Source organism: Variovorax sp. FW305-3-2-15-B-LB1 (assembly GCF_058787635.1).
This window is the reverse complement of record NZ_JBYSZY010000028.1, coordinates 25,522-38,098: the sequence shown is the minus strand read 5'-3', so window position 1 is coordinate 38,098 and position 12,577 is coordinate 25,522. Positions and strand designations below refer to the sequence as shown.

12 protein-coding genes are annotated in these 12,577 nt (G+C 67.2%); 3 read left to right on the top strand and 9 right to left on the bottom strand.

Annotated elements, in window-relative coordinates; all coding sequences use genetic code 11:
- Positions 1-60 precede the first annotated feature (60 nt).
- The 6 genes from AC3WQR_RS18210 to AC3WQR_RS18185 are packed head-to-tail and all read right to left on the bottom strand — an operon-like array spanning position 61 to position 5,921.
- The gene (locus AC3WQR_RS18210) at positions 61-1,047 is read right to left on the bottom strand and encodes a branched-chain amino acid ABC transporter permease (RefSeq protein ID WP_174254353.1); all 987 of its coding nucleotides are present in this window, start codon (positions 1,045-1,047) and stop codon (positions 61-63) included.
- Between the two features lie 10 nt (positions 1,048-1,057).
- Positions 1,058-1,933 carry a branched-chain amino acid ABC transporter permease gene (locus tag AC3WQR_RS18205; protein WP_062474069.1) on the bottom strand — a complete coding sequence of 292 codons (876 nt, stop codon included), beginning with the start codon at positions 1,931-1,933 and terminating at the stop codon, positions 1,058-1,060.
- A gap of 45 nt (positions 1,934-1,978) precedes the next feature.
- Positions 1,979-3,175 carry an ABC transporter substrate-binding protein gene (locus AC3WQR_RS18200; protein WP_062474071.1) on the bottom strand — a complete coding sequence of 399 codons (1,197 nt, stop codon included), beginning with the start codon at positions 3,173-3,175 and terminating at the stop codon, positions 1,979-1,981.
- Between the two features lie 31 nt (positions 3,176-3,206).
- Complete coding sequence (locus AC3WQR_RS18195; RefSeq protein ID WP_095949065.1) at positions 3,207-4,406, bottom strand: ABC transporter substrate-binding protein; 1,200 nt, start codon at positions 4,404-4,406, stop codon at positions 3,207-3,209.
- Between the two features lie 37 nt (positions 4,407-4,443).
- On the bottom strand, positions 4,444-5,151 hold the full coding sequence (locus AC3WQR_RS18190; RefSeq protein ID WP_062474075.1) for an ABC transporter ATP-binding protein: 708 nt from the start codon (positions 5,149-5,151) through the stop codon (positions 4,444-4,446).
- Entirely contained in the window at positions 5,151-5,921 is a 771-nt protein-coding gene (locus AC3WQR_RS18185; protein WP_062474077.1) for an ABC transporter ATP-binding protein, read from the bottom strand. Before AC3WQR_RS18185 ends, AC3WQR_RS18190 begins: the two co-directional genes overlap by 1 nt.
- A 340-nt stretch (positions 5,922-6,261) precedes the next feature.
- On the opposite strand from AC3WQR_RS18185, the gene AC3WQR_RS18180 reads away from it, so the two are divergent.
- The 3 genes from AC3WQR_RS18180 (at position 6,262) to AC3WQR_RS18170 (ending at position 8,690) form a co-directional block, all read left to right on the top strand.
- The gene (locus AC3WQR_RS18180) at positions 6,262-7,470 is read left to right on the top strand and encodes an AGE family epimerase/isomerase (protein WP_447745748.1); all 1,209 of its coding nucleotides are present in this window, start codon (positions 6,262-6,264) and stop codon (positions 7,468-7,470) included.
- Between the two features lie 107 nt (positions 7,471-7,577).
- Positions 7,578-8,195 (top strand): cysteine hydrolase family protein, encoded by a 618-nt coding sequence (locus tag AC3WQR_RS18175; protein WP_447745751.1) that lies wholly within the window; start codon positions 7,578-7,580, stop codon positions 8,193-8,195.
- Positions 8,196-8,246: 51 nt separating this feature from the next.
- The gene (locus tag AC3WQR_RS18170; protein ID WP_492743077.1) at positions 8,247-8,690 is read left to right on the top strand and encodes a cupin domain-containing protein; all 444 of its coding nucleotides are present in this window, start codon (positions 8,247-8,249) and stop codon (positions 8,688-8,690) included.
- Positions 8,691-8,706: 16 nt separating this feature from the next.
- Here the strand turns inward: AC3WQR_RS18170 and AC3WQR_RS18165 are convergent, their stop codons facing one another.
- From AC3WQR_RS18165 to AC3WQR_RS18155, 3 genes are read right to left on the bottom strand one after another with little or no spacing between them, the layout of a single operon-like run.
- Positions 8,707-9,615: a LysR family transcriptional regulator gene (locus AC3WQR_RS18165; RefSeq protein ID WP_447745756.1), complete on the bottom strand. Its 909-nt coding sequence runs from the start codon at positions 9,613-9,615 to the stop codon at positions 8,707-8,709.
- Positions 9,616-9,634: 19 nt separating this feature from the next.
- Positions 9,635-11,197, bottom strand: a complete 1,563-nt coding sequence (locus AC3WQR_RS18160) for a DHA2 family efflux MFS transporter permease subunit (RefSeq protein ID WP_062474087.1) — start codon at positions 11,195-11,197, stop codon at positions 9,635-9,637.
- A 35-nt stretch (positions 11,198-11,232) separates the two neighbouring features.
- Positions 11,233-12,558 (bottom strand): HlyD family secretion protein, encoded by a 1,326-nt coding sequence (locus AC3WQR_RS18155; RefSeq protein ID WP_447745760.1) that lies wholly within the window; start codon positions 12,556-12,558, stop codon positions 11,233-11,235.
- Positions 12,559-12,577 lie beyond the last annotated feature (19 nt).

Below are 12,577 nucleotides of genomic sequence, written 5' to 3'. Positions count from 1 at the left end.
GGGGCACAAGCGGTGGCGCCGCAGGGAGGGTAACCCCCCGCTGTCACGCCACCGGCATCGCTACTTCGCGCGGCGGCGCTCGATGAAAGCGATGATCTCGCCCATGATGCCCTTGCGGAAGGCCAGCACGCAGATCACGAAGATCAGGCCCGTGACCATGGTCACCGACTCGCCCAGCGTGTTGAACCAGTCGACGGTCGTGATGCGCGCCAGGAAGTTGCCGAGTTCGCCGATCTTGTTCTCGAGCAGCACCACCACCGCCGAGCCCACGATGGGGCCCGACAGCGTGCCCAGGCCGCCCACCAGCGTCATCAGGATGACTTGGCCCGAGGCGGTCCAGTGCACGTCGGACAGCGTGGCAAAGCCCAGCACCAGCGTCTTGAGCGAGCCGGCCAGGCCCGACAGCGCGGCCGAGATCACGAAGGCCAGCAGCTTGAAGCGGCTCACGTCGTAGCCCAGCGAGAGCGCGCGCGGCTCGTTTTCCTTGATGCCCTTGAGCACCTGCCCGAACGGCGAGTGGATGGTGCGCACGATCAGCAAAAAGGCCGCGACCACGATCACCAGCGCCACGTAGTACATGGTGAGGTCGTTGGACAGGTCGACGATGCCGAAGAGCTTGCCGCGCGGCACGCCCTGCAGGCCGTCTTCGCCGCCCGTGAACTTGGCCTGCAGCGCGACGAAGAACATCATCTGCGCGAGCGCCAGCGTGATCATCGCGAAGTAGATGCCCTGGCGGCGGATGGCCAGCACGCCGAACAGCCAGCCCAGCAGCGCGCCGGTGAGCGTGCCGGCGATCAGGCCCAGCTCGGGCGTGAGGCCCCAGACCTTGATCGCATGGCCCGCCACGTACGCGGAGCCGCCCAGGAAGGCCGCGTGGCCGAAGGACAGCAGCCCGGTGTAGCCCAACAGCAGGTTGAAGGCCGCGGCGAACAGCGCGAAGCACATGAGCTTCATCACGAACACCGGGTAGGCGCCGAAGAACGGCGCGAGCACCAGGGCGACCAGCAGCAGCGCGTAGACGACGGTGGAGATTTTTTTCATGTTCATGCCGCTCGCCTTATTTCTCTTTGCCGAACAGGCCGGCGGGGCGGATGAGCAGCACGATGACCATGATCACGAACACAACCGTCGAAGAAGCCTCGGGATAGAAAACCTTGGTGAGCCCTTCGATGACGCCCAGGCCCAGGCCCGTGAGGATGGCGCCCATGATGGAGCCCATGCCGCCGATCACGACCACCGCGAACACCACGATGATGAGGTTCTGCCCCATCAGCGGCGACACCTGCATCACCGGCGCGGCCAGCACGCCGGCGAAGGCGGCGAGCGCGCAGCCGAAGGCGTAGGTCAGCGTGATCATCAGCGGCACGTTGACGCCGAAGGCTTCCACCAGGCGCGGGTTCTCGGTGCCGGCGCGCAGGTAGGCACCCAGGCGCGTCTTCTCGATCACGTACCAGGTCGCAAAGCAGATCACCAGCGAGGCCACGACCACCCAGGCACGGTAGTTGGGCAGCACCATGAAGCCCAGGTCGGTGGCGCTGGACAGCAGCTCGGGCGCATCGTAGGGCAGCCCCGACACGCCGTAGACCGAGCGGAACACGCCTTCGATCAGCAACGTGAGGCCCAGCGTGAGCAGCAGGCCGTAGAGGTGATCGAGCTTGTAGATCCAGCGCAGCAGCAATCGTTCGATGACCACGCCGAACAGGCCGATGAGGACCGGCGCGGCAATCAGCATCACCCAGTAGTTGACGCCCAGGTACTCCATCGCCATCCAGGTGAGGACGGCCCCGAGCATGAACAGCGCGCCGTGCGCGAAGTTGATGACGTTGAGCAAACCGAAGATCACCGCCAGCCCGAGGCTCAGGATGGCGTAGAACGAGCCGTTGACCAGCCCCAGAAGGAGCTGGCTCAACAAGGCGGGAAGGGAAATGTTCATAAGCGTTTCAACGAACCCGGGCGCCGCAGGGGCGCCCGCGGGAGGTCACTTCCAGAGGGCGCAGCGGCTTTCGGCCTTGGTCGTGAAGACTTCTTCGCCCTTGAGCTTCTGGACCACCTTGTAGTAGTCCCACGGCTGCTTGGATTCGGCTGGCGACTTGACCTGCACCAGGTACATGTCGTGCACGAAGCGGCCGTCGGCGCGGATGCTGCCCTTGGCGTAGAAGTCGTCGATGGGCGTGGACTTGAGCGTGGCCATGACCTTGTCGGCATCGACCGTCTTGGCGGCCTGCACGGCCTTCAGGTAGGTCATGGTGGCCGAGTAGTCGGCGGCCTGGATGTCGGTGGGCATGCGCTTGGTCTTCTCGAAGAAGCGCTTGCCGAAGGCGCGCGTCTTGTCGTCCAGGTTCCAGTCCCAGCTGGTGGTGAGCAGCAGGCCTTCGGTGTTCTTCAGGCCCAGGCTGTGCACGTCGGTCACGAACACCAGCAGGCCCACCATCTTCATGCTCTTGGTGATGCCGAACTCTTTCGCGGCCTTGATGCTGTTGATGGTGTCGCCGCCGGCATTGGCCAGCGCCAGCACCTGCGCCTTGGAGTTCTGCGCCTGCAGCAGGAAGGACGAGAAGTCGGAGGTGTTGAGCGGCGCCTTCACCGAGCCCAGCACGGTGCCGCCCTTTTCCTTCACGACCTTGGTCGCGTCGGCTTCGAGGGCCTGGCCGAAGGCGTAGTCGGCGGTCAGGAAGTACCAGCTCTTGTCGCCACGGCCGATCACGGCCGCGCCGGTACCCTTGGCGAGCGCGACGGTGTCGTAGGCGTAGTGCACGGTGTAGGGCGAGCACTGCTCGTTGGTGAGCGCCGAGCTGCCCGCGCCGTTCACGACGAAGACGCGCTTCTTCTCCTGCGCCACCTTGGCCATGGCCAGGGCCGTGCCGGAGCTGGTGCCGCCGAACAGCATGGTCAGGCCCTGCGTGTCGATCCACTCGCGCGCCTTGGAGGCGGCGATGTCGGCCTTGTTCTGGTGGTCGGCCGTGAGCAGCTCGATGGGCATGCCGTTGACCTTGCCGCCGAAGTCGTCGATGGCCATCTGGATCGCCAGCGCGCCGTTCTTGCCTTCGACGTCGGCGTACAGGCTCGACATGTCGGTGACGAAGCCGATCTTGACCTTGTCCTGTGCCTGGGCGGCACCGGCGGCCAGCGCAGCGGCGGCGAAAACGGCGGAGAGAGCGAATGTGGTGGTCTTCATGGATGTTGTTCCTGTGGGGTGTTCGGTGGTGTCACTTCCAGAGCGTGCACTTGGACTCGGCCTTGGTGGTGAACACCGTGTCGCCGGGCAGCTTCTTCACGAGCTTGTAGTAGTCCCACGGCGTCTTCGATTCGGCGGGCGACTTGACCTGCATCAGGTACATGTCGTGCACGTAGCGGCCGTCGGGGCGGATCTGGCCGGTACCGAAGAAGTCGTTGAGCTTCATCTTCTTGAGCTCGGCCATGACCTTGTCGGCATCGTCGGTCTTGGCGGCGTCCACGGCCTTGAGGTAGGTCATGGTGGCCGAGTAGTCGGCGGCCTGGATCTCGGTGGGCATGCGCTTGGTCTTGTCGAAGAAGCGCTTGGCGAACTTGCGGGTCTCGTCGTTCAGGTCCCAGTACCAGCTGGTGGTGAACTGCAGGCCTTCGGTGTTCTTCAGGCCCAGGCTGTGCACGTCGCTCAGGAAGATCAGCAGGCCGGCCAGCTTCATCGACTTGCCGATGCCGAACTCCTTGGCGGCCTTGATGCTGTTGACGGTGTCGCCGCCTGCGTTGGCCAGGCCCAGGATCTGCGCCTTGGAGTTCTGCGCCTGCAGCAGGAACGACGAGAAGTCGGACGCGTTGAGCGGATGGCGCACCGCGCCCACGATCGTGCCGCCCTTGGCCTTCACGACGGTGGAGGTGTCGGCTTCGAGCGCGTGGCCGAAGGCGTAGTCGGCAGTCAGGAAGAACCAGGTCTTGCCGCCGCCGTCGACCACCGCGGCGCCGGTGCCCTTGGCGAGTGCGACGGTGTCGTAGGCGTAGTGCACGGTATAGGGCGAGCACTGTTCGTTGGTGAGCGCCGAGGAGGCCGCGCCATTGTTGAAGTACACGCGCTTCTTCTCGGCCGCGACCTTGGCCAGCGCCAGGCCCACGCCCGAGTTGGTGCCGCCGAAGACCATGCTCAGGCCTTGGGTGTCGATCCACTCGCGCGCCTTCGAGGCGGCGATGTCGGGCTTGTTCTGGTGGTCGACCGTGAGCAGCTCGACCGGCTTGCCGGCCGCCTTGCCGCCGAAGTCGTCGATGGCCATCTGGATCGCCAGCGCGCCGTTCTTGCCTTCGAGGTCAGCGTACAGGCTGGACATGTCGGTGATGAAGCCGATCTTGACCTTGTCCTGGCCTTGCGCCTGGGCGGACGCGGCGAGCGCCAGTGCGCTGAAAGCCAGGGCGAAAGCGGTGAGCTGATTTTTCATGGATGTCTCCGGCAGTAGCAAGAAGGGGTGAAAGAACTCAGACGCCGAGCAGCTCGGTCAGCACGGGCATCTTGGCTTCGAGCTCGGCGGCGCCGAACTTTTCGACGATGCGGCCGTGCTCCATCACGTAGAAGCGGTCGGCCAGCGGCGCCGCGAAGCGGAAGTTCTGCTCGACCATGACGATGGTGTAGCCCTTGGCGCGCAGCGTGGTGATCATGCGGGCCAGCGCCTGCACGATGACGGGCGCCAGGCCTTCGGAGATTTCGTCGAGCAGCAGCAGCTTGGCGCCGGTGCGCAGGATGCGCGCCACGGCCAGCATCTGCTGCTCGCCGCCCGACAGGCGCGTGCCCTGGCTGTGGCGGCGCTCGGCCAGGTTGGGGAACATGGCGTAGATCTCGTCGACCGACATGCCCTGCCCCGCGCCCTTGAGCTCGGGCGGCAGCATCAGGTTTTCTTCGCACGAGAGGCTGGCGAAGATGCCGCGTTCTTCGGGGCAATAGCCGATGCCCAGGTGCGCGATGCGGTGCGTCGCCATCGAGACGGTCTCGACGCCGTTGACCTTGATGCTGCCCTTGCGGGCGCCGGTGAGCCCCATCACGGCGCGCATCGTCGTCGTGCGGCCCGCGCCATTGCGGCCCAGCAGCGTGACGACCTCGCCCGGCTGCACGACCATGTCGACGCCGTGCAGCACGTGCGATTCGCCGTACCAGGCCTGCAGGCCCTTGATTTCGAGTGCAGCGGTCATCAGTGCGCCCCCTGCATTTCGCCGTCGGTGGTGCCCATGTAGGCTTCCATCACCTGCGGGTTCTTCGAGACTTCGGCGTACGGGCCTTCGGCCAGCACGGCGCCGCGCTGCAGCACCGTGATGGTGTCGGCGATGGTCGAGACCACGCTCATGTTGTGTTCGACCATCAGGATGGTGCGTCCGGCCGACACGCGCTTGATGAGCTCGGCCACACGGTGCACGTCTTCGTGGCCCATGCCCTGCGTGGGCTCGTCCAGCAGCATCAGCTCGGGCTCCATGGCCAGCGTGGTGGCGATCTCGAGCGCACGCTTGCGGCCGTAGGGCAGGTTCACGGTCTGTTCGTCGGCCAGTTCTTCGAGGCCCACCTCGGCGAGCAGCTCGCGGGCGCGCGCATCGAGCGGCTTGAGCGACTTCTCGCTCTTCCAGAAGTGGTACGAGGTGCCCAGCTTGCGCTGCAGGCCCAGGCGCACGTTCTCGAGCAGCGTGAGGTGCGGGAACACGGCGGAGATCTGGAACGAGCGGATCACGCCGCGCCGCGCAATCTGCGCCGGGCGTTCGCCCGTGATGTCGTGGCCGTTGAACAGGATCGTGCCGGCCGTGGGCTCGAGGAATTTGGTGAGCAGGTTGAAGCAGGTCGTCTTGCCGGCACCGTTGGGGCCGATGAGCGCGTGGATCGAACCGCGCTTCACCGAGAGGTCGACCTTGCTGACCGCGGTGAATCCCTTGAATTCCTTGGTGAGCTGGCGTGTTTCAAGAATGACGTCGCTCATCTCGCGGCGTCGTCCGTGTGCGGAAAAAAGAAATCGGTCATGCGGTCCATCTCAATGCGCCACCATCGAGCGCGGACCGATTGTTGGTGGCTGCTATGCAATTGCATACTGGGGCAAATGCCTATGCTGCACTGCAACCATTCACAGAGTGCGTCCCCTCTGTGCGAGCGACTGTCGTCCCGACGACATTGCGCACCGCAGCACGCACACCTGCGAACGCGCGATGCATGCACGCGCACCGTCATGAGGATGTCGAGCACGCATGCACGCTTCGTGAAAAACTCGCGTGCCCGCTGCGCTGCCACGATGCGCTTTCACCCGGATTGAATCCACCACCGCCATGCCGAACTTCCGCTCACCCGAATTCCTTGCCGGCCACATCGCCCACACGCTGGCGTTCTACGCGCCGCGCAGCCGCGATGCCTCGGGCGGCTTCTTCCATTTCTTCAAGGACGACGGCACCGTGTACGACCGCCGCACGCGCCACCTCGTGAGCAGCACGCGCTTCGTGTTCAACCACGCGATGGCGTGGCGCCGCTTCGGCCGGCCCGACGATCTTGCGACGGTGCGCCACGGCCTGGCGTTCCTGCAGACCGCGCATGCGCAGCCGAATGGTGGCTATGCATGGCAGATCGACTGGGATGGCCATCAAGCCACCGTGCAGGACGGCACGCAGCACTGCTACGGCCTGGCCTTCGTGCTGCTGGCGCACGCGCATGCGCTGATGGCCGGCGTCGAGGAGGCGCGCGCCGGCCTCGCGCACACCCGCGATCTGATGGAACAGCATTTCTGGGAACCGGCGCACCAGCTGTACGCCGACGAGGCCACGCCAAACTGGCAGGTCGGCCCGTACCGCGGCCAGAACGCCAACATGCACGCCTGCGAGGCGATGCTCGCGGCCTACGACGCCACGCGCGAGCCCTTCTACCTTCAGCGCGCACGCACGCTGGCCGAAAGCATCACGGGCCGGCAGGCTGCGCTCGCCGACGGGCTGGTGTGGGAGCACTACCGCGAGGACTGGTCGGTCGACTGGGACTACAACCGCGGCGACAAGACCAACATCTTCCGGCCCTGGGGCTTCCAGACCGGCCACCTCACCGAGTGGGCCAAGTTGCTGTTGCAGCTCGAGGGCCACCTCGGCCCCGGCGCGCCCGGCACCGAATGGCTCGTGCCGCGCGCGCGCCACTTCTTCGACACCGCGATGCAGCGCGGCTGGGACGCCACGCACGGCGGGCTGGTCTACGGCTTCGGGCCCGACGGCGCGGTGTGCGACGGCGACAAGTACTTCTGGGTCCAAGCCGAGAGCTTCGCCGCCGCCGCCCTGCTCGCGGTGCGCACGGGCGACGCCGGCTACTGGGACTGGTACGACCGGATCTGGGCCTACAGCTGGGACCACTTCGTCGACCACGCGCACGGGGCGTGGTATCGCATCCTCACGCCGCAGAACGCGAAGATCAGCGACGAGAAGAGCCCGGCGGGCAAGACCGATTACCACACGATGGGTGCGTGCCATGACGTGTTGAAGGCGCTGGGCCACGGCGTGAAGTAGCCACGCTGATCGTCACGATCCGCACAAATCTTGTGCGGCGGCGCCTCTACCCCGCAGCGCGGGGGCTGCCTACGCTTCAGGCCTTCTTTCACTCACGCAGAGAACGCATGAAGCACCCCAGCATTCGCAGCCTCACCGGCGCCGTGCCGACGAGCCGCATCGATCCCGCCGCCACGGCGCTGATCGCGATCGATTTCCAGAACGAGTACTTCGACGGGCACATGCCCATTCCCGATGGCCTCGCCGCCCTGCGCCAGGCGCGGCGCCTCATCGATGCCGCCGACCGGCATGCGATGCCGGTGTTCCATGTGCAGCATGTGGCTCCCGCCGACAGCCCGATCTTCGCGGAGGGCAGCCACGCCTTCGGCATCCACGACGCACTGCGCCCGGCGCCGCAACACGCCGTGCTGCGCAAGGCCACGCCGAGCGCTTTCGCCAGCACCACGCTCGAGGCCGAGTTGCAGGCGCGCGGCATCACGACGCTGATCCTCACGGGCCTCATGACGCACATGTGCGTGTCGGCCACGGCCTTCGACGCCGCACCGCGCGGCTACCAGAGCCTCATCGTGGACGACGCCTGCGCGACGCGCGACCTCGACCTGGAGGAAGGCGGCGTGCTGGGCCACCGCGAACTGCATCGTGCGGCGCTGCGTGGCGTGTCGGATGTGGTGGCCGAAGTGCGCTCGACCGAGGAGGTGTTGCAACTGCTGGACGCGGGCCGCTGACGCCCTGCCCTTCGCATGCACCCACGAATCCAACCTCTTCGATCCATGACCATGAAACGCTCTTCTGCCCTGTTCCTCGCCCTGTCCTGTGCCCTGTGCGCGCCGGGCTTCGCCACCGCCGCCACGCCGGCACCCCGCACGCCGATCTCGGCGCCCGCCGACACGCTGCAATGGCAGGCCCTCGCGGGCGGCATCCGCTACGCCAACGTGCGCGGCAACCTGACGGGCAATGGCCCCTACGAAGCCTTCGTCGAATTCCCGGCCGGCTTCGACAACCCGCACCATCGCCACACGCAGGCGCTCCCGTCCGTCGTTCTCTCGGGCGTGTTCTACGCGATCTTCGATGACGGCAAGAAGGTGCTGTACCCGGCCGGTTCGTACTACCTGCTGCCGGCGCGGCTGCCGCACCGCAGCGGCTGCGAGCCGGGCGCGAACTGTCTGCTGTTCCAGTACCAGAGCGACCGCTTCGACCTGGTGCCCACCACAGCGAAGTAAGGCGCGGCTGCCGCGCTCAGTCGCCCTGCCCGTCCGCGGGCAGGTAGCGCGCGGCAGCAAAGTCGACAAACGCCCGCACCTTCGGCGACAGGTGCCGGTTCTGCGGATACAGCGCATACAGGTTCAACGGCTGCTGGCGGAATTCGGGCAGCACGCGCACCAGTTCGCCGCGCGCCACAGGGTCGCGCACGAGGAACGCTGGCGACGCCGCCAGCCCCGTGCCCGCCAGCGCGGCGCTGCGCAGCACGAGCCCGCTGTTGGCCTGCAGCCGCCCGCCGACATCGACTGTGTGGACGCTGCCGTCCGGCGCGGTGAAGCTGGGCTGTGCGGCCTTCGCGGCCAATGAATAGTTCAGGCAGTCGTGCGCCGCCAGGTCGGCGGGCGCTCGCGGCGTGCCGCGCCGCTGCAGGTAGGCGGGCGATGCCACCCACCACTCCTCGAAGCTGGCGAGGCGCTTGACGATCAGCGTCGAGTCCGAGAGTGCATACGCCAGTCGCAATCCCACGTCGAAGCCCTCTTCGATCAGGTCGACGAAGCGGTCGTTGCACACGAGGTCGGCCTTGACCTGCGGGTGCGCGTCGAGAAAAGCCGGCAGCCACTGTGCCAGTTCCTCCAGCCCGAAGGACATCGGCGCGTTGATGCGCAGCAGGCCCGTGGGCTCGACCTGGTGCTGCGCCACGACCAGCGCCGCGGTCTCGACCTGGTCGAGGATCTGCCGCGCGTGTTCGTAGTAGGTCTGGCCCGCCTGCGTGAGCGCGAAGCGGCGCGTGGTGCGGTTCAACAGCTGCACGCCCAGCGCGGTTTCCAGCTGCTTGACGTGGCGCGAGACCACCGTGTGCGACACGTCCATCGCGTCGGCCGCGGCGGTGAAGCCGCCGGCCTCCACGACGGCGCGGAACGCCTTCATGGCCGCGAACTGGTCCATGCGCGCGGGCCGTGCGGTATCAGTGCGCGCCGGCGGCCGCGTCGCCGCCCGCGCCGCCCTTTTGCGGCCGTGCCAGCCACACCAGCGGGATCAGCAGCAGGAACAGCACCGCCGACGCATAGAAGATGTCGTTCGTCGCGAGCATGAACGACTGCTGGTCGACCAGGCGGTTGATCTGCCCGAGCACCTGCTCGGAACTGAAGCCGCTGCCGGTCAGCCCCGAGATGGCGCTGGTGGCCGCGCTGTTGCCCGGGTTCACCGACTCCACGAGCTGCGCGTGGTGCAGCGCCGCGCGGCTGTCCCACAGCGTGGTGGCGATCGAGGTGCCCATGGCGCCCGCCGTGATGCGCAGGAAGTTCGACAGCCCCGACGCGGCCGGAATGCGGTCAGGCGTGAGGCCCGACAGCGTGATGGTCACGAGCGGGATGAAAAAGAACGCCATCGCGATGCCCTGGATGATCGTCGGGATGATGATCGTCACGAAGTCGGCCTGCGTGTTGAAGTTCGAGCGCATCCACAGCACCAGCGCGAACACGAGGAACGAGAAGGTCGCGTAGCGGCGCGGGTCGATCTTGGACACGGTGAGGCCCACCACCGGCGAGAAGAAGATCGCCAGCAGCCCCACGGGCGCCATGATCATCCCCGCCTGCGTGGCGGTGTAGCCCATCCACTGCTGCAGCCACAGCGGCAGCAGCACCACGTTGCCGAAGAACAGGCCGTAGGCAATGGCCGTGGCCACCGCGCCCGACCAGAAGTTGCGGCGCTTGAACAGCGACAGGTCGACCACCGGGTGCTTGTCGGTCAGCTCCCAGACCAGGAAGAAGGCGAAGCCGACCACGGCCACCACGGCCATCGTGACGATCTCGGCCGAATGGAACCAGTCGAGCTCCTTGCCCTTGTCGAGCATGAGCTGCAGCGACCCCACCCACAGCACCAGCAGCGCCAGGCCGATGGCGTCGATCGGCACCTTGTGCGTCTTGCTCTCGCGCTTGTGGTACAGCGTCCAGGTGATGGCCGCGGCCACGATGCCGACCGGGATGTTGATGTAGAAGATCCACGGCCACGAGATGTTGTCGGTGATCCAGCCACCGAGCAGCGGCCCCATCACCGGCGCGACCAGCGTGGTCATCGACCACATGGCCATGGCCAGGCCGGCCTTGGCCTTCGGGTAGCTCGACAGCAGCAGCGTCTGCGACAGCGGGATCATCGGCCCCGCCACGAAGCCCTGCAACGCGCGGAACAGGATGAGCGTGGTCATGTTGGGCGCCAGGCCGCACAGCAGCGAGGCGACCATGAACAGGATCACGCTGGCCATGAACAGGCGCACCTGGCCGAAGCGCTGGGTCATGAAACCCGTGAGCGGCACCGCGATGGCGTTGGCCACCGCGAAGCTGGTGATGACCCAGGTGCCTTGCGTGGTGCTCACGCCAAGGTCGCCCGAGATGGCCGGCAGCGACACGTTCGCGATCGACGAGTCGAGCACGTTCATGAAGGTGGCGGCGGACAGCGCGACCGTGCCCCAGACGCGGGCGGAGCCCTCGAGCGGGGGGTGCGCGATATAGGCAGGAGCAGCAGTGGCCATGGCGCGGGCTGTGAGGGTTCAGCGGCCGGCGGCGATCAGCCCGGCTGGCCCTGCGTGGCGGCGTGCACGGCCGGTGCGGCAGCGGACGCTGCCGGGCGGCTCACGGCCGCCGCGGGTGCGCCGCGGCCGAGATTGGCGGCCACGATGCGGTCCACCTCGGCGTCGGCGCCGCGGTCGAGCTGGCTATAGACCTGCGTCTGCGCGAAGGCGGTGCTGCGCGGCGCATCGGCCAGCATCTTGCCGGTCTTCTGCGTGATGTCGATCTCGGCGTCCATCGACAGGCCGATGCGCAGCGGGTTGGCCTTGAGCTGTTCGGGGTTGAGCGCGATGCGCACGGGCACGCGCTGCACCACCTTGATCCAGTTGCCGGTGGCGTTCTGCGCCGGCAGCAGCGCAAAGGCGGCGCCGGTGCCCACGCCCAGGCCGGCGACCTTGCCGGTGTACTCGACCTTCTTGCCGTACACGTCGGCCGTGAGCTTCACGGGCTGGTCGATGCGGATGTTGCGCAGCTGCACTTCCTTGAAGTTGGCGTCGACCCACAGCTGATGCAGCGGCACGATGGACATCATCGGCGTGCCGGCGGCCACGCGCTGGCCCAGCTGCACGGTGCGCTTGGCCACGTAGCCGTCGACCGGCGCGGGCATGGCCACGCGCTGCGTGGCGAGGTAGGCCTCGCGCACCTTGGCGGCGGCGGCCAGCACGCTCGGGTGCTGGGCCACGCTGGTGCCTTCGGTCAGCGACTGGTTGCTGGCCAGCGCCTCGCGCGCGGCGACCACGCCGGCCTGTGCGGCGGCCAGTGCGCTCTTGGCGTTGGCCAGTTGCGTCTCGGCGTGGTTGAGTTCTTCCTTCGACACGGCACCGTTGCCCGACAGCGCGCGGCGGCGCTGCAGGTCGTCCTGCGCCTTGGCGATGTCGCTCTGGGCCTTGGCGATGTCGGACTGGCGCAGCGTGACCTGCGCGGCCAGCGAACCGTTGTTCGCGTACAGCGTGCGCACCTGGCGCACGGCCTGCGCGAGCGCGGCCTCGGCCTGCTCGAGCGCGACCTTGGCATCGGCCGGGTCGAGCTGCACCAGCGGCTGGCCGGCCTTCACGAAGTCGGTGTCGTCGGCGCCGATGGCCATGACCGTACCGCCGATCTGCGGCGTGATCTGGATGACGTTGCCCTGCACGTAGGCGTTGTCGGTGTTCTCGTAGTGGCTGGCGACCAGCCATTCGTACAGGCCCCAGCCGCCGCCGGCGACCAGCACCACGGCGGTGAGAACGGTGAGTGCGCGGCGGCGCTTGCCGTTGCCCGCGGGCGCGTCGGGCGCGGCGGTGGTGGGCACGGGGGAAGCGGATGTCGGAGTGTTGTTATCGCTCATGATGGAGTTCTTTCCGAAG